Source organism: Terrimonas sp., assembly GCF_003075435.1.
Taxonomy (GTDB): domain Bacteria; phylum Bacteroidota; class Bacteroidia; order Chitinophagales; family Chitinophagaceae; genus Agriterribacter.
Genome location: NZ_QCZJ01000024.1, coordinates 64259 through 85760, shown reverse-complemented (window position 1 = coordinate 85760; position 21502 = coordinate 64259). Strand labels below are relative to the sequence as shown.

Here is a 21502-nt window from a genome sequence, read left to right as displayed (position 1 = left end):
AGCTGTAAATCAAATAAGTTTATAATAATCCACAATTAAAATGTGGATTGTAAAAAGAAAAAAAGTAACAAAAAAAAGAAAAAGGGTAATAGTAGTAATAGTGTCTACTTTTTTCAGGACATGACACGGCTATGGGCTTTGAGCCGTGTGAAACGGCAGGCAGGCGATAAATGCTGTTGCTCCGGCAAATATGTTTCATTACGCAGTAAATTAATTTTGCAGGATAGCTTTCGCTATCCTGCTTGTTATTTAAAACGATAGTTATGGCAGGGGGAAACAATACTTCCGCTAAACAGGAACTGATACCCAAACCCGCGTTAAGTTACCGGCAGATATTTAATATGAGTTTTGGGTTCCTCGGTATCCAGTTTGCTTTTGCATTACAGAATGGAAATGCTTCACGTATACTCAGAACATTTGGTGCAGATGTGGAACATCTTTCCTGGTTTTGGCTGGCTGCTCCGTTGGTAGGCATGATCGTTCAACCAATTGTTGGTCATTACAGCGACAGAACATGGAATCGCCTGGGAAGAAGAAAGCCTTTTTTTCTTGCAGGCGCAATACTTTCTTCCATAGCGCTCTGCCTGATGCCAAATGCGTCTTTATTTACCGCAATAGCGCCGGCATTATTGGTAGGAGCAAGCATGCTGATGATCATGGATGCCTGTTTTAATCTTGCCATGGAACCTTTTCGTGCATTGGTAGCTGATAATCTTCCCGACTCGCAACGAACCACCGGGTTTTCTGTTCAGACATTTTTGATTGGAGTTGGTGCTGTAGCGGGTTCTGCATTTCCATTTATACTTACCAAATGGTTTGGTGTGCATAACACTGCAGCGGAAGGCGTTGTAGCAGAAAATGTAAAATGGGCATTTTATATTGGCGCTATAGTATTTATTGGCGCTATACTGGTCACTATTTTCGGAACAAAGGAATATGCTCCTGCTGAATATGAAAAATATCATGGTAAGCCTGATGATGCAGATGCGCATCATGGGTTAGGGCTAATATTTAAAGACTTTGCCCGAATGCCCAAAACCATGAAGCAGTTAGGATTAGTACAATTTTTTAGCTGGTTTGCATTATTTGGTATGTGGGTATTTACAAATGATGCAGTAGCAACACACACTTATGGCTTATCAATAGATGATAAAAGTTCTGATACATACAGAAGTGCCGGCGATTGGGTGGGGCTGCTATTCAGCGTATACAGTGGCGTTTCTGCTGTGTATGCATTACTGTTACCTTTAATTGCTGCCAGGATCGGCAGAAAATTAACGCATGCCTTTTCATTAACCTGCGGCGGCATAGGTTTAATAGCTATCTATTTCATTAGTGACCCCAATATGCTGATTCTGCCTATGATTGGCATAGGTATAGCATGGGCTAGCATACTGGCCATGCCTTATGTAATATTATCCGGTTCAATTCCGGCAGGTAAAATGGGTATATATATGGGTATATTCAACTTTTTTATTACCATACCCCAACTTGTAAATGGTATTATCGGCGGGCCGATAGTAAAATACGTTTATAATAACCAGCCCATTTATGCCCTGGTGATGTCTGGAGTATTTATGCTTTGTGCTGCTGTTAGTGTGATATATGTGTATGATCCGGGTGAGGTGAAGAAGCTTAAATAAAAATAAAAACGACCAGGTAATCCCAATCGTTTTTATTTTTATTATGATTGGTTATTGCTTCACAAACCTAGTTATCAATCTTTCACCGTTATCAATCACACTGATCAAATACACACCTTTGGCAAGCGCATTGATATTTATTTTGTGGTTAGCGGTTTGTGCACTGAGCCTTTGTTCCAGCACTTTTTTACCACCTGCATCAATAATTTGAACAATAGCATTGTTGCCCGTTGTCTTTTTATATGTAAGATTAATTACACTGCCTGCAGGGTTAGGGCTTAACTTTAATGAAGCGGCATTACTTAAACGTATGCTTACTGTTTTGCTATAATCAGTATTGCCATCAATATCATTTTGTTTTAAGCGATAGTAGACAGTACCTGTATTTAACTGGTCAATGTTTTTATCTGTAAAGTTATAGCTTTGTTTACCCGTAGTATTTTTAGCTGCAACATTGCCAATGCTTGTAAAGTGTACGCCATCCATACTTTTTTCAACAGCAAAGTCTTTGGTGTTCACTTCATTTTCGGTTATCCATTGCAGTAATGCATCACCGCCTTTTTGAATGGCAGTAAAATCAATAAACTGCAGTGGTAGTGCTTCAAAAGTTCTGTTGGAAAAATAGAAGGTAGAGAAAGAGCTAACGGAAGCTTTCAGTACATAGCCGAACTCATAATCTTCATACGTAGTAGGTATAGGTAAGGCGCTGGTGATAAGCGCACCTGAACAGGCATCAGTACTTTTAAAAATGGCAAGATCGCTGATATCAGTAATGCCCGAAGCAGGATCGGCTTTCAATGTTTCAAACTCAGCTTTTGTAATATAGAGCCTGAGTTCCACAGGATCAGTGATGGTGGTATTTTGTGGGGTAATGGTGATATTACGATCAAGATAAGGATGTCCCTGCCCGTCTTTACGAATTGTCCCATTATGTATATAAGCTTCTACATTAATTGTTCCAAGGTTGTTTTCATTGGGCTGTATTTCTGCCAGCACATCGCCTTTGCTATCGGTAATGGGTATCCACCTGTTGTTGTTAGCCTGGTCAACCTGAACAGTGGGATAGTTTTCACAATTTCCCGGTGTGGGCAAAGCTACCGGGGCTGAAACCAGCAGCAGTTCGGTATTAGCTAATGGCAGTTCCGTTTTATTGCTTAATTCACCGGTAATTGAGTTCCATTCGAAGATAGCCCCATTTCTGTATCCGTACAGGTTGCCCGCTGAAGAAGCCTTTAATCCTCTGGTTGCACCACTGTTGTAAGGAGTGAGATCTGCCTTTTTGCTATAGCCATTACTTATAGCTGCAGGATCGAATTCAAAAAGAACTCCTGCATCATCTGCTCCGCCACGGGAAGTGGTGCCATATAATTTACCGTTCATTTCAACGAGCTTTCCCAAAGTGCCTGATCCGTCTTCCGGAATACTGAAATCATATTTAACGATAAAGTCATTGCTTACCGGATCCCATTCAAACAAGCAACCATTATAAAGAGTATCTTCACTCCAACTGCTTGACCACACCCCGTAAAACTTGTCGCCCCACAAAACCATATCACCCTCGGGGAAGGATGGGAGATTTGGAAAGTTAATTTTCGTGGTATACTCGTTGTTTATCGGATTCCATTCAAAAATGCTTCCCCAGCAAAGCCCATACCATTTCCCATTTTTTTCGATCATTGCATCTGTAGGTAAATCCTCTGTACGCTCGTATTTTATCGTAAACTCATGTGTCGCAGGATCCAATGTATATATGTAACCTTTATTAATATTAACTTCATCGATACTGCGTGAACTCACACCATAAAATACACCATCTTTCATGGTCATGGCATTGAACACAGGTATAGCAATTTCTGAGCCGGCAAGTTGACCAATAGTGTCACGCTGGTTTGTTAAAGGATCATATTCAATAAAGTTTCCAACTTCTCCTACTATGCTGTAAAATTTTCCATTATAATAATTCAACGATAAAGGAATAGCTGGAGGGGGGGATAAAAATTCATGGCGTTTTTGAAAATTATTTCCAACTGAATCAAAGCTAATGATAAGTCCGGCTACGTCGGGATATTGATCCTCAAAGGTTGTAGTCCAAAACTGTTTTACGCCCTGGCCATAAGAGAGTTGAAAACTTAAAACCAGGGCTGTTGCAATCGTAAATACTTTTTTCATATGTCGTGAGGTTTAGTGCTGCAGATAATGGTAAAAGGCACACGGAACCAGAAGAAGTTAATCAAGATTGGATTAAAGAAGAAAAGTCAGCCAAATATAAAATATTATACTGTCAAAGCTACCGATATACCGGATATACTCCAGGTTTTCGCATTGTCAGCAGTCCGGTAAAACCGCCTTTTTTTCAGCTTTCTTTTTATGCCATAAATTCAGGTTGAAACCCTATCTTTGCCCCCAATTTTTAAATTTTTGTAAAAAGGTTACTTGTATGCAACTGAAAGGTTTGGTTACTGTTTTTGCGACTTTGTTGATTGCCATTTCCCTTTACCAACTGCATTTTACCTGGGCGGTTCACAACCATGAAGGAAAGATGGAAGCTAAAGCCCAAAACTGGGTTAACAGCAATTTTAGCGGAGCTTCACAGGAAGCTAAGGATTCTGCTTATAACACACGCTTAAAGCGTTTGTTAGATAGTACAAAATCAACAACTGTTACTTATGGTATAGGTGGTGCTACCAGTTATGAAAAAGCAAAAGAACAGGAATTAAGCCTTGGGCTGGACTTACAGGGTGGTATGAGTGTAACGCTTGAAGTGGAATTGCAGGATTTATTGAAATCAATATCTAATAATCCTAAAGATCCATCCTTAAATAAAGCACTTGAATTAGCATCTCAGCGTAAAGGTACAACCGATGCCGATTTTATCGGTTTGTTTGCACAGGCATACAAAGAAGTTAATCCTTCCGGGGCATTATCCGGCTTATTTGCAAACGCAGGTCAAAGGAATATCAAGCTTGAAGATTCTGACGCGCAGGTTATTTCAAAGCTGAGAACAATGGCTGGCGAAGCGTTCCAGAATACTTTCCGCGTATTAACAAAACGTATCGACCAGTTTGGTGTAGCGCAGCCTAATATTAATCCTGATCCCCGCAAAGGAACCATCAGCGTGGAGCTTGCGGGCGTGAAAGATGATCCTGAAAGAGTACGTAAAATATTACAGGCAACTGCTAACCTCCAGTTTTGGGAAGTATATAGTGGCAGCGAACTTCAATCCTCTTTTTTACAGGCTGAAGAAATGTTGAAAAAATCCGGTGAATCACAAACCGCGAAAGGCACAGATACCACGGCAAAAACAATTGACAGCACTCAAACAGCTTCTGCTCCAACAGATACAACAAAGACGCTTTCTTTAGGTGATCTGAATAAAACAGATACTGCAACTGAAGCAACTGCTGCTGCTACACCTGCAAATACAATTATAGGATTATTGCAGGGAGCCCAGCAGGGAGAAGCAGCCCTTGCTTATGTTGCTACAAAAGATACTGCTTTACTTAGCACAAATTTTGAAACAGCAAAAGATATTTTTCCTGCTGACGTAAAGTTTGCGTATGGTATTGCACCTAAAACAGAAACAGGACGTGCTTCTTTTGTGCCTTTATATGCATTGAAGCTGCGTGAAGGCGATAAAGCTCCGCTTGAGGGTAATGATGTGGAAGAATCAATGATCTCCTATGATGAGAGAAGCAGACCCGCAGTATCGCTCCGCATGACAAAACAAGGCACAAAAAAATGGGGTGATCTTACCAGTGCCAATGTAAACAAGCCTATTGCTATCGTACTTGATAATGTGGTATATTCCGCACCCAATGTCATTAATCCTATCCTCGATGGTAACTCCCAGATATCCGGTAGCTTCAGCGTAGAAGAAGCATCTGACCTTGCTAATATTTTACAGTCTGGACAGTTAGCCGCACCTGCAAGAATTGTGCAGGAACAAATGGTAGGGCCAACTTTAGGCGCTGAAGCCGTTAAAGGCGGTGCAATGTCGTTCATTATATCCTTTGTAGTAATCTTTGCACTCATGTTGTTGTATTATAATACCAGCGGCTGGGTAGCCAATATCACCTTAATATTGAACCTGCTTTTCACTATTGGAGTGTTGGCCGGACTTGGTGCTACATTAACTTCCGCAAGTATTGCGGCCCTGGTATTGGCAATTGGTATGGCTGTTGATACAAACGTGATCATCTTTGAGCGTATAAAAGAAGAAATTACCTGGGGAAGAAGTTACGCTACCGCTGTTGATCATGGTTATAACCGTTCGCTTCCGCCAATTTTGGATGCGCACGTAACTACTTTACTTACCGCGATTATCTTGTATGTATTTGGTATGGGACCAATCAAAGGGTTTGCAACAACACAAATTATTGCTGTTGTGCTTAACCTGTTCTGCGGTATCCTTATAGCCAGACTGGTATCTGAGTGGTGGACAAATAAAAAAGGACGTCACTTTGAATACTTTACCAAGCTCTCAAAAGCTATATTTAAAAAGGCGCATTTCAAATTTGTGGAATCCCGCAGAGTAGCATACGGAATATCTGTTGTGGTGTTGCTGTTGGGCATCGGTTCTTTCTTTTATGGGTTTGATGAAGGTGTTGAGTATAAAGGCGGACGTAGCTATACTGTTCATTTTGATCAGCCACAAAAAGAGGTTACTGTAAAAGATGCGTTACATGCTCCGCTCGGCGAGTTCCCTGTTGTAAAAACAGTAGGGAATAACCGCACATTAAATATTACAACATCTTTCCAAAAAGAAAACCCTTCACGTACTGCTGATTCACTGGTTGAGATGACTGTATTTAATGGGTTGAAACCTTTTCTTGCTGAAGGAACAACGCATGCGGAATTCAAAAAGAAATATTTACAAAGTTCTCAAAGCGTGCAACCTTCCATTTCTGAAGACCTGAAACGAGGTGCTGTTACTGCAACCATTGTATCGATCATACTTATCTTCCTGTATATCTTTGTGCGTTTCCGCGACTGGAGATTTTCTTTGGGAACCATTATATCACTGGTGCATGACGTGTTTGTAACATTGGCGGTATTCTCATTCCTGCGTCACATAATGCCTTTCCCGCTTGAAATAGATCAGCATTTTATCGCTGCTATTTTAACGGTGGTTGGCTTCTCAATGAACGATACGGTTATCGTGTTCGACCGTATTCGCGAATACAGTAAAACCATGCATGGAGAAAGTAAATCAAAAATCATCAATGCGGCGATCAATGATACCCTCAGCCGTACCATCATGACTTCGGTAACGGTATTGATCGTGGTATTGGTACTGTTTATTTTTGGTGGTGAAGTAACAAGAGGATTTTCTTTCGCGATGCTGATAGGTGTGATCACCGGTATTTATTCATCAATATTTGTGGCAGCGCCAATACTGGTTGATTTTGCAAAAGATAAACCATTGGGTAAATTAACGCCTGAAGAGATTAAGGCGAGAGCGAAAACCAAATCAGCAGCAGCAACTACTGCCAAGGCAGCACATTCTTAACTGATAGTTTGATTATATAAGCCCCGGCGCCTTTTGCCGGGGTTTTTTGTTTTGAAAGATGCTTATTGAAGTTAAGATTTACCAGGAGGCTATACATCATATTTTTTGAAAAGCGTAATGACTTCAACAGCGGCTTTTACATCGTGAACGCGTAGGATATCCGCTCCATTCATCAGGGTTATGGTATTAAGTACTGTTGTTCCGTTTAATGCATTTTCGGCAGTTGTGCCCAGGGTTTTGTATACTGTTGATTTTCTTGACAAACCTGCCAGCACCGGGCAGTTCAATATTTTAAAAGCACTGAGTTGCCGGAGGAGCGTAAAATTATGTTCGATGGTTTTTCCAAAACCGAATCCCGGGTCAATAATTATATCGTTTATACCTGCCCGTTTGCATGCATCTGCTTTTTGAGCCAGGTAATCTAAAACCTGGGCTGTTACGTCAGTATACTGCGGATGCTGCTGCATATTGTCGGGTGTGCCCTGCATATGCATACAGATATAAGGCACTTTAAGATTGGCAACAGTAGGCAGCATCGCTTCGTCCATGTCTCCGCTGCTGATGTCATTAACAATTGCAGCTCCGGCCTGCACAGCTTCCTCAGCAACTGCCGCATTATAGGTATCAATAGAAATTATTGCATCAGGGTATGCCGCAATAATAGCTTCTATTGCAGGGAGCACACGCTGTTTTTCCTGCTCAGTATGAAGCCGCTCACTTCCCGGCCTGGTACTTTGCCCGCCAATATCGAGGATAGCAGCGCCATCAGCAAGCATTGCTGCAGCTACCTCCACAATATCCTTTATGCTTTGTTTGCGGCTGCCTTCATAAAATGAATCAGGTGTAATATTGATAATACCCATTACAACAGGTTTATCAATAACAAGAAGTTTGCCTTTACAGTTTAATGTATACATTATTGCTTTTCGGCTTATTTTTGAAAGATATAGTCAGCAAAAATAAGTTCATCGGGTATAAAATCAAGTGAAGCAATGAATACATTACAGCAATATGATAAGGCGGTAAAAGAAAGCAAGGATATTTTTCTTAAAAAAACAACTGATTACGGAACCTCCTGGCGGGTATTACGTACCATTTCAATTGTTGACCAGATTTACATTAAGGCAAAACGTATCCGCACCCTGCAGGAAAATAAAATTGCCAAAATAGGCGACAGTATCACCTCCGAATTTAAAGGTATACTGAACTATGCTGTAATTGGTTTAATGCAACTGGATATGAAACAGGATGAAATACAGGAATTGGAAGTGCCTGTAGTTGAACGCCTGTATGATGGAATAATAGAAAAAGCGCGTTTGCTGATGGTGAATAAAAATCATGATTATGGCGAAGCATGGCGGGAGATGAGCCAGGAAAGCTATACAGATCTTATTTTGTCAAAATTGTTGCGTATAAAACAAATCCTGTCAAACCAGGGACAAACCCTCATCAGCGAGGGGATAGATGCGAATTACTATGATATTATTAATTACGCTGTTTTTGCTTTAATAATGATAGGGGAAGGAAAACACGCGGAATAGCATAGCAGCGCTACAGTGAAGGTTGCTGCTCCTTATCTATAAGCCTGATATATCGCATTGCGCCTGATGTAAGTAAAAACTGTGCGGAACAATAGGTCAGCATTACAAGCGGCGGTAAAATCTCAAAGGGATAAATAAATTTATGTACCGCCAGTAAAGAGTCAGACATAACAAATTGCGAAGAGCCAAAACATAACAACGCTGCAATTTTTTTATCTGTTTTCCAGAATAGGTTAATAGAATACAGCCAAACGGCACAAATAACAGTACCATACACATATACCGGTATTTTCAATTGCTCAAGATAATCATTCAACACAAACAGTAATATTACCAGGTATACCAGCACAGGCAAACCAAATAGTGGTTGAAACTGCAGTAATCCCCTGTCGCCTTTTATTTTCAGCATAAACAGCAGGTAACAGATATGTGCTGCTAAAAATGCTATAAGTCCCTGGATAAACCATGCTTCCCATCGCAATGCGATATCTCCCAGCCATGAGAAAAACAATGCAGCCGCAAATAGCCTGGCATAATTGCTTTTTAAACCTGTTTCTGCTGCCAGGGCAAACAGCAACAAAGGCATCAATAAAATTTTCGTGAAAAATCTAAAAGATTCATTGCCGGCAAAAGTTAACGCAACATTCAACCCGGCAGCAATTCCATAACAACATAGTAAGATGAACGTAATACGTTTCATGCTTTTATTTTGAAGCAATCCTGGCTTTTCTGCCAAAAAACCTTGAAATGGAATCAAGTACTTTGCTGCTGTCTGATATAGGACCTTTAATGGTGGTATATATATTGAACGCAACAGAATCTGATGTGCTGAGTTTAACAGCATATCCAATCTTTTTAAGCTCAGCACTCCTGTATAATGCCCTCGCTTTGTTGGCGGTTTCAATTATTACATCGTATGAATAGGCAGTGTCAACTGCTGCAGCGGCATTCAATGAGTCGGTAGCCAGATTAGCGGTTGTAAGCGAATCCGTTTGCCGAGCGGTTCCGGGTAATACCGGTTTAATGTTCTCAAGGTCGGTTTGTGCAGCGTTTTTATCGTTTTGCCATTGCCTGAAGAAATACCATCCAATCCAGCCAATAATAAACAAACCGGCAGCAAAAGCTATCGCAATCACGGCTTTTTTTAATGTATTGCCTGAAGGTTTGCTGCCCGGGTAATTTTTTTCAAAATCAAGGTCTTCATGCTGTTCTTCTTTTCTGGGCTTTGATTTGGAGTGGACGTTTTCATCGACTGCCGGCGAAACAAAAATTTCATTTCCCTGTAAGAACTCGAGATTACCCCTGTCATTTAAGATCAGGGTACCTAATCCCTCAATATAAAATTGCTTGCTTACATTCAGGAGCTGCTTGCCAATATTAAGAAAGTCCTCCAGGTCAGAGGCTGCTAATGGTTTTATTTTTTTTGTATTGGCAGAAATAAATTCGATCAGTCCGTTGTCTTCAGGGCTTTTTTTATCGGGTGTAAAACGAATGGCGTTTTCAGGAACCCTGCTTTTACCTTTTTCGTTTTCAAAAGGATTTTCATAAAAATTATCCAGAAAAAATTCTCCGATGCCCTGCAATTGCATCTTCTTGTTTTGGTAAAGGTATTGCGCTAATAAGTGAGCAATTTTCAATGTAAAAGCTTTATGGTTTAAAGATAATTGGCTTTAAAGGATGGCAAGTTACGAAAACTAATTTTTATCAATGACTATGAGGTATCAGCTATCAGCCGTCAGCTATCAGGTCAGTAACTCTCACAGCCCATAGCCCACCGCTGAAACCTAATGGCTGATACCTGATACCTGAAACCTGATACCTAAACTTCCTGTCAACACAGTATATTTGCGGCGAATTAATGCAACATGACTGAAGAAGAAAAAGATTTTATGATCTTTTGGGAGGCGAACAGGGAAAAAGAGAAAAAAACATGGCGGCAGTTACTGATTGGGCTTCCCCTGGGAATGATTTTTACCTTGCCAATCCTGCTGAATCTTTTTTCAGGATGGGATAAAAGGGCAGCTATGGTTGCCAATACTCAACTTAATCCTGTTGTTTTAATTATTGCCGTATTGCTTATTGCTTCATTTTTTGCGGTGTTCAGCAAAAAACATCGCTGGGATATGAACGAACAGCGGTATAAAGAATTAAAGAGCAAAAAAGAAAAATAGTACTGAAACAAGGGATGATGCAACGTTTTATTACTGCGTTCTATCATTGCGTATAAAGTTATTTAAAGGTTATGAAAAAATTATTGATGTTTTGTGCATTGAGTACGATGATGATTTCTTTTAATGGTTGTTTAAAGGCAGACGGAAATGGTTGCCCTTATAAGGAAACAACCATCAAAGCCCCTGCTGCGGAGGTGCTTCAGGTAGAGCAATATCTTGATAGTAAAGGAATTACCAATGCGCTTAAAGATAGTTCCGGAGTATATTATATTATTGAGAGTGCAGGAACAGGAAACCTTACACCAGATGTTTGCTCTACGATCAGTATTAATTATAGCGGAAAATTAACCACTGACAGTGTATTTGATAAAACAGATGGTACTCCCATTGTATTGAGGCTGGGCGGTTTAATACCAGGATGGATAGCCGGATTAAAGCATATAACAACAGGAGGCAAAATCAAGCTGTATATCCCCCCAAGCCTTGCTTACGGAAGTGTTGGTGCTACCAGAACAGATCAGAATGGTGCCACTGTCGTGGTAATTCCGCCTAATGCTATTTTGATTTTTGATGTGGAGTTAGTTGCAATGCAATAAGATTGTTATCTTGATTTTTTGAGAAGCTTTGGTGCATTATCATATGTGCCAAAGCTTTTATCTTTATACAAACTTTTTTGTGCCTCACGAAGCTATATCTGTATTTGATATGTTTAAGATCGGCGTAGGACCTTCCAGTTCACATACGTTGGGTCCCTGGCGTGCCGCGCAATCTTTTATAAATAAATTAGAAAACAATAGCAGGTTACATAGTGTTATCAGCCTGACCGTTTTATTATACGGATCACTGGCAAAAACAGGCAAGGGCCATGGCACTGACATAGCCATACAACTGGGATTGTGCGGGGAAGATCCTGAAACCTTTGCAGTAGAAGATATTAATAAACGCATTAATGACATTGCTCTAAGCAAAAAGATAAGCCTGGGCGGCATTAAAAATATCAGCTTCGACCCTTATACCGATATAGTATTTCTCATGCAGGAGTCATTGCCTTACCATCCTAATGCGGTTAGTTTTTTAGTTGAACTGCACAACAACGAAAAAATATCTGAAACCTATTATTCAATTGGCGGAGGTTTTGTAAAGCAGGAAGGGGAGCAGAATATGAACAGAAGTGCCGTTGCATTACCTTTTCCCGTTAATACAGCATCAGATCTTTTACATTGGTGCATGAAAACCGGCTTAAGTATACACGAGGTGGTACTGGAAAACGAAAATGCCTGGCAACCTGAAAAAGAAACCAAAGACAGGGTGATGCGTATCTTCCATACAATGCGGGATTGTATTTATAAAGGTTGTCATGAGGGAGGTATTTTGCCCGGGGGCTTATTTGTGAAACGCCGCGCTTCCGCGCTCAATAAAAAACTACTGGGTAATAAAACCTATACTGGTTTTAACAGTTGGAAAAACTGTATACAGGAAGGCGGAAATGGGTTTAAATATACCCTAGACTGGGTTAGTTGTTTTGCACTTGCGGTAAATGAGCAGAATGCTTCATTTGGAAGGGTGGTAACAGCTCCAACTAATGGCGCTGCAGGCGTAATACCGGCAGTGCTGATGTATTATATTGTTTTTGGCGATGGCAATAGTGAAGATGCTATCATCAACTTTTTACTTACGGCGTCTGAAATAGGGAGTATTTTTAAAAAAGGAGCAACAATTTCAGCAGCAATGGGAGGTTGCCAGGCTGAAATTGGCGTATCATCAGCAATGGCAGCAGGCGCGTTAACGGAAGCTATGGGCGGTACGCAAAAACAATCGCTTATGGCTGCTGAAATAGCCATGGAGCATCATCTCGGATTAACATGCGATCCTATTGCTGGTTTGGTGCAGGTACCCTGCATAGAAAGAAATACAATGGGAGCAATAAAGGCGATCACCGCTTCCCAGCTTGCTTTACAAAGCACTCCTGATTTTGCTAAAGTATCCCTTGATGCCGTAATAAAAACAATGTGGGATACCGCGGTTGATATGAATCATAAATATAAGGAAACAGCCGAAGGCGGGCTGGCAATAAATATTCCTTTGGGATTAAGTGAGTGTTAAGACCATCGGCTTTCAGCTTCAGTGTATACACCTTCTCCCCTACACCATTTTCCTTACTCCTCCACCTTTATTCTAGCCGTCTTTCGCCATTTCACCAATCACTTGTACCTTTGCCTGCCAGTTTTAAAGTATGGTTTCTATAGGCAATATACAACTTCCTGATTTTCCGCTATTACTCGCTCCAATGGAGGATGTAAGCGATCCGCCGTTCCGCGCAGTATGTAAAGACAATGGCGCTGACCTGATGTATACAGAGTTTATTTCGAGCGAAGGATTGATAAGAGATGCCATTAAAAGCCGCAAAAAACTCGACATTTTTGACTACGAACGTCCCATTGGCATACAAATATTTGGAGGAGATGAAGAGAGCCTTTCACTCGCTGCTAAAATTGTAGATGTAACCAACCCTGATTTACTTGATATCAACTTCGGTTGTCCTGTAAAAAAAGTAGCGCTGAAAGGCGCCGGGGCGGGTGTATTGAAAGATATAGACCTGATGGTTCGTTTGACCGATGCCGTTGTAAAGTCAACCCGTTTACCCGTTACCGTAAAAACAAGACTTGGCTGGGATGATAATACCCGCAATATTGAAGAAGTTGCTGAACGTTTGCAGGACGTAGGCATTAAAGCCCTGGCAATTCATGGCCGCACACGTACCCAGATGTATAAAGGCTCCGCAGACTGGACGCTTATCGGTAAAATTAAAAATAACCCACGCATTCATATACCCATTTTTGGAAACGGGGATATCGATTCTCCGGAAAAAGCTGTTGAATATAAAAACAGGTATGGCGTAGATGGTATTATGATAGGGCGCGCAGCTATTGGTTATCCCTGGATATTTAATGAAATTAAGCATTACTACAAAACCGGTGAACATGCGGCGCCTCCAACTTTGGAAGAACGCATAGCGGTTTGCCGCAAACATTTATATAAATCTGTAGAGTGGAAAGGTCCTGTAGTGGGTATACTGGAAATGCGCCGCCACTATGCCAATTACCTGAAAGGCTTGCCTGGCATTAAAGAGTTCAGGCAAAGACTGGTTGTGTTGAATACCACACAGGAAATAGATGCCGTGCTGGATGAAGTAACACAGTATTATAAAGGTTTTACCTTTGAAAAAGCAGCTATTGAATTGATCAATTATCACGAAAAATGCCCCTTATAAAAAACTTTGCATTGCTGACTTTAAATCAACCTGGTATTTTTAAATAAATGCTATTACAATTTTACTTACCCCATTCCATTTCAAGAGTACTTCTACGTATATTTTCAAGATTTACAGCAACCACATTAACCCCAACTTTAATTCAGAAAATTGATTTACAACGACTTATTATACCTTGCCTTTACAATGTTGCCCGTTTCCTAAATAATAAACATAGTAGTTTTTCTATACTGTAGTTTAAAAATGACGATATAATAATATCTGTTACTATTTTTTAAAAAAATGCTTCAGCGTTTCTTTGTGTAACAAATCCCGATTTCTAAATCCTAAGATCTGAAAAACTAAGGTTAAACCTTAAAACACCAACGAAAATCCAATACCTGAGCAAGAACTGCAATGTAATTTTACCGTCCAGTTAAATCATTGCTTTAATTAATGCGGCAGAAAATGGCTGAGAAACCACTTCAGTTTATTCCCTTTAAACCAGAAAGAAATTACATTTTCTGTCGCATTTTCCAGTTTTAAGTTAAGCCTTCATCCTTTTCATTTTTAATTTTTAACCCTGATCCGTATGTACAATATTTTATTGAAGGATGATTATGCCATTTACCGCAAAGGCATAAATGAAATTCTCAGAAGCAGGTTTCCTTATTCCGGAATAACTGAAGTTAACTCAGCAGTTCAACTTGCAGATAAAGCCAGGCAGCAAAACTGGGATATTATTATTTTCGATATTGCTGATGCTTCCGGTAAAAATTTCCAATTGCTCTCCACATTAAAACAAGTCTGCCCTCAAAGCAGGCTGGTAATTACTACAACTGGAGAAAATCCGCTTTTAAAAAATGCACTAACTGCTGCAGGCGCCTCAGCCTGCATAGCAAAGGATTGTTCTATAGAAGATTTTATTAAAGCAATTGATAAGGCAACAGAAAATAAACAGGCATTTGTATAACTGCATTGTTTTACCAGCCGGATTTCGCGCTTGCACTAACAGCTAAATCAGCGGAATAGCTTCCTGAGAGGTATTTATGATATGCTGTTATAGCAATCATAGCAGCATTATCTGTACAGTATTCAAATGATGGTATATATGTTTGCCAGCCTTTTTCTTCGCCAAGTTTTTTGAACGCATTACGTAAACCACTGTTAGCAGAAACACCTCCTGCCAGGCAAATACCTGTAATACCGGTTTTGCTTACAGCCTTATTTAGTTTATTAAGCAATATAGTAATGATGCGGTGTTGAACAGATGCGCAGATATCGTTCATATTTGCCTGGATAAATGCAGCCTGCTCATTTTCTGTTGCAGTAAACGCTTCCTTAAAAACCATACTTTGCCCTGCATTCTTAAGAAAATACAAAATCGCGGTTTTTAATCCGCTGAAGCTAAAATCAAGACCGGCTATCTGCGGCTCAGGAAATCTGAAGCGTAATGGGTTTCCTTCCTTAGCATACTTATCAATCAACGGGCCGCCGGGATAAGGCAAACCGAGCAGCTTTGCAGATTTATCAAAAGCTTCTCCCGCGGCATCATCAATGGTTTCACCCATTACCTGCATATCATCAGGAGCATTGCATACAACAATCTGCGTATGCCCGCCGCTAACCGTAAGACAAAGAAAAGGAAATGATGGTGCAGGCTCTTCAATAAGATTAGCCAATACATGTGCCTGCATATGATGCACAGGTATAACCGGCACGTCAAGCGCAAGCGCCAGTGATTTGGCAAATTGCGAACCAACCAGCAAAGAACCAATTAAACCCGGAGATTGAGTAAAAGCTATAGCATTTATATCAGCAAGCCGGCAATTTGCTTTTTTTACGGCCGCATCTACAACAGGCACTATATTCTGCATGTGTGCCCTTGACGCCAGCTCAGGAATTACACCCCCATACTGCTCATGAACCTTTTGAGTGGCAATAATATTAGAAAGTATTTTTCCATCAGAACAGATACTCGCGGAAGTTTCATCGCAGGAAGACTCGATAGCAAGAATAGTAACCTCAGCCCTTGATTGCAGCATAAGGCAAAATTAACACTTAGTTATTGAACAGGTGCGTGTTTATTTGTTGAGATAGCTGACTGATCCGATATATACAGGGACAGGATGAGCTTCTGATTTGTATGACGAAGAATCCACGGCATAACATATCACAACTTTTTGCCCAACCGCCAGCACTACCTCGTTTGCCATTGAAGATGGATAAAATATTTTGTTTTCATCAGTTATTACACCGAGAAAGCTATGGGATGAATCTTGTATTATTTCAACCTTACCTCTGGCCGTATTGTTGCATTCTACTTCTTCCTTATCTTTTGAAAAAATAAAAAGAAGAAAGGATGCTATAGACAATGATGCTATATAGACAAATTTTATCATAGGATAATTTTAAGAAATGATTTAATATGTCTAATACTTTAAACGAAGGAACTCGTGTTATAGTATATCTTTTTCTTAAAATTTAAGGGTAAGCCCTTATGCATTAAAACTATCCCTATTTTGAACGTATTGCTACTACAGGATCCATTCTTGCAGCAATGGTGGCGGGAATAATGCCGGCAAGTATGCCGATTATTATACAGATTGATACGGCAACCCCGAGGATATTATACGATATGTAGACATTAAAATTGAGCGGTCCACTTAACACTTTTGCCAGAACAAACACCAGCAAAAGCCCGATAGCTCCGCCTATAAAGCAAATAAACGCAGACTCAAGCAGAAACTCAGACAGAATAATTCTTTTCTTGGCGCCTATTGCCTTTTTCAAACCTATAATCGGCGTTCGCTCACGAACGGTTACAAACATAATATTGGCTATACCAAATGCCCCCACTACCAGGCTTAGCAGCCCAATAAGCCAGCCGCCTAATTTTATACTGGAAAAAAGCTTTGAAATATTATCACTGAAATCGCTAACAGCATTTAAAGCAAAATCATCTTCTGCACCCGGGCTAAGCCTGTGAATAGCACGTAGATTACCCCTTAATTCATCTTTAAAGGCTTCTGTAGTAACATTTGGCTTTCCCTGAACTAATATATTAGGCTGTGAATATTTCTCTTCAAAAATTGTTCTGAAAAACCGGTAAGGCAGAATAATGCAGTCATCAAAATTCCATCCACCTACCAGGGAACTTTTACCCTGCTTCTTTATTACCCCAACTACATTAATTCTTTTATTCTTAACTGTTATGCTATTACCAACGGCATTTTCAGCATTACCAAAAAGTTTTGCAGCATTTTCGTAGCCCATTACAACGCTCGCTGTACCTCTGTCCATATCAGAAAGCGTAAGATAACGCCCGAACAGTATTTCAAATGGTTGAATAGCATTGAACTCTTCAGATACGCCATATATATTTACGTTCTGAATCATGTCCTTTCCGTTAATGACATTTTGACCGCCTGTACTTAAAGTAAATGCAATGTTTTCAATAGCATTCGTCTTAGCTTTAATCATATGCATTTCTTCATACTTAGGTTCCGGTCGTTTCACATATTTCCACCAGGGATAATCTCCATCACCTCCTGCACCATAATCCCATTTATCTATGTAAATAGTATTTGAGCCTAAAGCATTAATGCCATCTTTTATATTTCTTTCAAGACTGTCAACAGTAGTTAAAACGCCTATAATACAGAATATGCCGATAGTTACTCCGAACAAGGAGAGGAATGTACGCAGTTTATTACTTTTCAACTCCTGCCATGCAAGCCTGAATGTTGAAAAGAGTATCTGTATGGTTTTAAGCATAAGTCAAAAGTAACTACAATTTGAGATTTAAAATTTCAAATCTCACCATGTTATTTTTTCTTTGCTTTTGCGGCAGCCTTTTTAGGCGCTGCTTTAGCGGCAGTTTTAGGCTTTTTTTCTTTTTTGGCAAATGCGCCGGGGATTTCCACTTCAATGAATTTTTTCACTTCTTCAAGCGAAACCTGTTGCAGATCTTCAGCGGTATATTTTGTATTATCAGCCTTCCTGGGGAGTTTTACGATCTTCTTGCCAAACTTTATAATAGGGCCCCATCTCGCATTTTCTACAGAAATTTTTTCGTCTTCCCAGCGCTGTATATAGCGATTGCTTTCTTTTTCCATCTTCGCCTCAATCAGTTCATTCATTTCTGCCTGGGTAAGCTTTTCAAAATTATACCTGCGCGGTACATTTATAAAAATGCCATCCCATTTTATAAAAGGACCAAAACGACCAGTACCTTTTGTAATGGGTTTGCCTTCATAAGTGCCCACAGGCGCATCGGCTATTTTCTTTGCCTCTATAAAACCAATAGCCTTTTTAAGATCAACAGTTGTTAGATCTGTTCCTCTTGGCACTGAAATAAAATCATCTCCCCATTTTACATAAGGTCCAAATCTTCCCACTCCCACAGATATTTCTTTACCCTCATGTTCGCCCAGCGCACCCTGAATTTTAAACAGGTCAAGCGCTTCTTCAAAAGTTATTGTTTCTATACTCTGACCAGCCTGCAGCTTGGCAAACCTCGGTTTTTCCACATCATCGGTTGTGCCTATCTGCACCATCGGGCCATAACGACCCATGCGTGCCACAACAGGTTTGCCGCTTTCAGGATCTTTACCTAACTCCCTCTCCCCTTTTATCCGCTCCGCGGTTTCTATCGTATTATCTACATCTTTCTTAAATGGCGTGTAAAAATCATCCAGCATTTTGTTCCACTTCATTTTCCCCTGCGCCACTTCATCAAACTCTTCTTCAATCCTGGCTGTAAAACCATAATCCATTATATCATCAAAATACTGTTTCAGAAAATCAGTAACTACTAATCCCAGATCCGTTGGAAATAACTTAGCTTTTTCAGCGCCGGTGGTTTCCTGCTCTGTTAATTTAGCAACCTTATCATCTTTCAATACCAGCACCCTGTAATCGCGCCTCACTCCTTCTTTGTCTCTTTTTTCAACATACCCCCTTTTTAAAATAGTTGAAATGGTTGGCGCATAGGTTGAAGGCCGGCCTATGCCCAGCTCTTCTAATTTTTTTACCAGCGAAGCTTCTGTAAAACGCGGGGAAGGTCTTGAAAATCTTTCTATGGCCTTCATCTCCTTAAAGCCAACATTTTGTCCAGGTGCCAATGGCGGCAGCATCCCCTCCTGCGTTTCATCTTCTATATCTTCCTCATCTATATCTTCCCTGTATGCTTTCAAAAACCCTTCAAATTTCAATACTTCGCCTTGCGCCGTCAGGTCTTCTTTATTGGTGGAGATATTAATTTTCGCGATGGTTTTTTCGAGTTCCGCATCAGCCATCTGGCTGGCAATTGTTCTTTTCCAGATCAGCTCATACAACCTGCGGGCATCGGCATCATCTACGCTTAGCCTGTCCATTGCTGTTGGCCTGATGGCTTCGTGTGCCTCCTGTGCAGATTCGTTTTTGTTTTTGTACTTACGTACCTGCACATATTCATTGCCATATTGCGATTTTATTCTCGCGGTAATATCATTCAGCGCGGTATCGCTCAGGTTCACACTATCTGTACGCATATAGCTTATATAACCATTCTCATACAGCTTCTGCGCCAACAACATGGTACGACTGACGGAATATCCTAATTTTCTTGAGGCTTCCTGCTGTAAGGTAGAAGTGGTGAACGGGGCGGCAGGAGATTTTTTTGCAGGCTTAACCTGCACATCTCTCACCGTATATCTTGCACCAATGCAGCTACTCAAAAAATCGTTAGCATCCTTTTCAGCATTATAGCGGCTGCCTTCTGCTTTAAATGTTACAGTCTTATCGCTGATGTCTTTCGCCTCAAGCAATGCCTCTATCTTAAACGTGCTTGTAGTATTAAAAGCGTTGATCTCTCTTTCTCTTTCTGCAATCAATCGTACGGCAACGCTTTGCACCCTTCCTGCACTAAGATTATTGCGCATGCTCATTTTGCGCCAGAGCACAGGAGAAAGCTCAAAACCAACTATCCTGTCTAATATCCGCCTTGCCTGCTGGGCATTCACCAGGTTCATATCCAGTACCCGCGGATTTTGTACAGCGGATTGTATGGCAGGCCTGGTGATTTCATGAAATACTATACGCTTGGTGATTTTAGGGTCAAGACCTAATACTTCACATAAATGCCAACTGATGGCTTCCCCTTCACGGTCCTCATCCGTTGCCAGCCATACTTCATCACTTTTTTTTGCCAGCCCCCTCAGTTCTTTCACAACCCTTTCCTTTTCCTCCGGAATAATATAGCGCGGCTTGAAATGATCGTCCACATCAATACCCATATCATTCTTCTCCAGGTCGCGGATATGACCATAGCAACTCTTTACCTCAAAATCTTTTCCGAGGATCTTTTCGATCGTTTTGGCCTTTGCCGGAGACTCAACTATTAATAAATTTTTTGCCATTGTTCTGCTTAAACGCCCTGATTATAAAAATGATATAGCAGGGCAGGTTTTTCATTTAAAATTGCTGCAATATTAGCGTAAACCTTTAAAAACAAAAAAAAACGTAATTTATACAAAGTCCAGAATTGCCTTTACAGATTGTGCATCACGGTATATTTTCCGGTGCCCCAAACCACTGCTAATGATAAACTTAATACCCGGAAAGTCAGTTGCTTTTATTTTTTCTACATCCCTGTAAGGCGTTATATCATCTTCTGTATCATGCAGCCATAAAATATCCGCCTGTATATTTATTAATGTTGGAAGAACAGCTGCTTCTGCGGGGGTAATGCCTGTAATATCCGCACTCAGCTTATCAAAGTCCCGCCTTACCCTGCTATTTAGTTTGAGCAGCCGGAAAAAACGGTCCATTACAGATGTGATTTCAGTTGCAGGTGCTACCAACACAAGTTTTATATCATGATCGTGGGGAATATTTTGTAAAAAGTGTGCAACTGCCAGTCCGCCTAATGAATGAGCTATATATGCATCAAATGCTCCAAACTCCTTATAAACCACGTCAAGCATATTTTTATACAAAGGAAGCATGATCTGGTTGCCTTCGCTTAAGCCATGTGCCGGCGCGTCAAATGCTATTACTTCATATCCTTTTTCTATAAGCGGTGGCACAAACCCTTCAAAATTTACGGCAGACGATTCAAACCCATGAGCGATCAATACTTTTTTATGTGCGGGATGATTCCAGCGGTATCCATATATATTAAGCCCGCCTGATTTTACCTTAATTACCTCGGCCTTATCAATAACCGGGGTAGCTCTTTTCAGAACCCGCTTTTGTGGTGTACAAAAAAGCTTAAAAGCTTCCGCTGCGGCTTTTTTTGTTGAAACTGCAGACAGCAGTTGCAATTTCCTGGCTGTATATCCTAATGCTATTTGCTGTACAATCTTCATACCTGTTCTAATTGTCAAATGCCGAAATTACTGCAG

17 protein-coding genes are annotated in these 21502 nt (G+C 40.5%); 8 read left to right on the top strand and 9 right to left on the bottom strand.

Annotated elements, in window-relative coordinates; all coding sequences use genetic code 11:
• The first annotated feature begins 263 nt into the window (after positions 1-263).
• Positions 264-1643, top strand: a complete 1380-nt coding sequence (locus DC498_RS20655; protein WP_116876061.1) for an MFS transporter — start codon at positions 264-266, stop codon at positions 1641-1643.
• Positions 1644-1694: 51 nt separating this feature from the next.
• Here DC498_RS20655 and DC498_RS20650 read toward each other — a convergent pair whose 3' ends face one another.
• On the bottom strand, positions 1695-3812 hold the full coding sequence (locus DC498_RS20650; protein ID WP_116876060.1) for a choice-of-anchor tandem repeat GloVer-containing protein: 2118 nt from the start codon (positions 3810-3812) through the stop codon (positions 1695-1697).
• Between the two features lie 268 nt (positions 3813-4080).
• Here DC498_RS20650 and secDF point away from each other — a divergent pair, with 268 nt between their 5' ends.
• Entirely contained in the window at positions 4081-7152 is a 3072-nt protein-coding gene (secDF, locus tag DC498_RS20640) for a protein translocase subunit SecDF (protein WP_116876058.1), read from the top strand.
• An 89-nt stretch (positions 7153-7241) separates the two neighbouring features.
• Here secDF and folP read toward each other — a convergent pair whose 3' ends face one another.
• On the bottom strand, positions 7242-8069 hold the full coding sequence (folP, locus tag DC498_RS20635; RefSeq protein WP_116876057.1) for a dihydropteroate synthase: 828 nt from the start codon (positions 8067-8069) through the stop codon (positions 7242-7244).
• A gap of 75 nt (positions 8070-8144) precedes the next feature.
• Between folP and DC498_RS20630 the strand changes: the two genes are divergently transcribed.
• Complete coding sequence (locus tag DC498_RS20630) at positions 8145-8693, top strand: DUF1599 domain-containing protein (RefSeq protein WP_116876056.1); 549 nt, start codon at positions 8145-8147, stop codon at positions 8691-8693.
• A 10-nt stretch (positions 8694-8703) separates the two neighbouring features.
• Here the strand turns inward: DC498_RS20630 and DC498_RS20625 are convergent, their stop codons facing one another.
• Both DC498_RS20625 and DC498_RS26245 read right to left on the bottom strand, forming a co-directional pair.
• Positions 8704-9393 (bottom strand): lysoplasmalogenase, encoded by a 690-nt coding sequence (locus DC498_RS20625; protein ID WP_165813914.1) that lies wholly within the window; start codon positions 9391-9393, stop codon positions 8704-8706.
• A 4-nt stretch (positions 9394-9397) separates the two neighbouring features.
• Positions 9398-10282, bottom strand: coding sequence for a hypothetical protein (locus DC498_RS26245; RefSeq protein ID WP_206197712.1), 885 nt, complete (start codon positions 10280-10282; stop codon positions 9398-9400).
• Positions 10283-10558: 276 nt separating this feature from the next.
• Here DC498_RS26245 and DC498_RS20620 point away from each other — a divergent pair, with 276 nt between their 5' ends.
• The 5 genes from DC498_RS20620 (at position 10559) to DC498_RS20600 (ending at position 15087) form a co-directional block, all read left to right on the top strand.
• Positions 10559-10864 carry a hypothetical protein gene (locus DC498_RS20620; RefSeq protein ID WP_116876054.1) on the top strand — a complete coding sequence of 102 codons (306 nt, stop codon included), beginning with the start codon at positions 10559-10561 and terminating at the stop codon, positions 10862-10864.
• Positions 10865-10935: 71 nt separating this feature from the next.
• The gene (locus tag DC498_RS20615) at positions 10936-11460 is read left to right on the top strand and encodes an FKBP-type peptidyl-prolyl cis-trans isomerase (RefSeq protein ID WP_116876053.1); all 525 of its coding nucleotides are present in this window, start codon (positions 10936-10938) and stop codon (positions 11458-11460) included.
• Between the two features lie 79 nt (positions 11461-11539).
• The gene (locus tag DC498_RS20610; RefSeq protein WP_116876067.1) at positions 11540-12967 is read left to right on the top strand and encodes an L-serine ammonia-lyase; all 1428 of its coding nucleotides are present in this window, start codon (positions 11540-11542) and stop codon (positions 12965-12967) included.
• A 130-nt stretch (positions 12968-13097) separates the two neighbouring features.
• Positions 13098-14135, top strand: a complete 1038-nt coding sequence (gene dusB / locus DC498_RS20605) for a tRNA dihydrouridine synthase DusB (RefSeq protein ID WP_116876052.1) — start codon at positions 13098-13100, stop codon at positions 14133-14135.
• A gap of 571 nt (positions 14136-14706) precedes the next feature.
• The gene (locus DC498_RS20600; RefSeq protein WP_116876051.1) at positions 14707-15087 is read left to right on the top strand and encodes a response regulator; all 381 of its coding nucleotides are present in this window, start codon (positions 14707-14709) and stop codon (positions 15085-15087) included.
• Between the two features lie 10 nt (positions 15088-15097).
• On the opposite strand, the gene tsaD is transcribed toward DC498_RS20600, so the two are convergent.
• From tsaD to DC498_RS20575, 5 genes are all read right to left on the bottom strand, one after another.
• Positions 15098-16159: a tRNA (adenosine(37)-N6)-threonylcarbamoyltransferase complex transferase subunit TsaD gene (gene tsaD / locus DC498_RS20595; protein ID WP_116876050.1), complete on the bottom strand. Its 1062-nt coding sequence runs from the start codon at positions 16157-16159 to the stop codon at positions 15098-15100.
• Positions 16160-16198: 39 nt separating this feature from the next.
• Entirely contained in the window at positions 16199-16516 is a 318-nt protein-coding gene (locus DC498_RS20590; RefSeq protein WP_133176923.1) for a hypothetical protein, read from the bottom strand.
• 115 nt (positions 16517-16631) lie between these two features.
• On the bottom strand, positions 16632-17891 hold the full coding sequence (locus DC498_RS20585) for an ABC transporter permease (protein WP_116876048.1): 1260 nt from the start codon (positions 17889-17891) through the stop codon (positions 16632-16634).
• Between the two features lie 50 nt (positions 17892-17941).
• A complete protein-coding gene (gene topA, locus DC498_RS20580; protein WP_116876047.1) occupies positions 17942-20515 on the bottom strand; it encodes a type I DNA topoisomerase in 2574 nt (857 codons plus the stop codon).
• A gap of 108 nt (positions 20516-20623) precedes the next feature.
• On the bottom strand, positions 20624-21466 hold the full coding sequence (locus DC498_RS20575; RefSeq protein WP_116876046.1) for an alpha/beta hydrolase: 843 nt from the start codon (positions 21464-21466) through the stop codon (positions 20624-20626).
• Between the last annotated feature and the right edge of the window lie 36 nt (positions 21467-21502).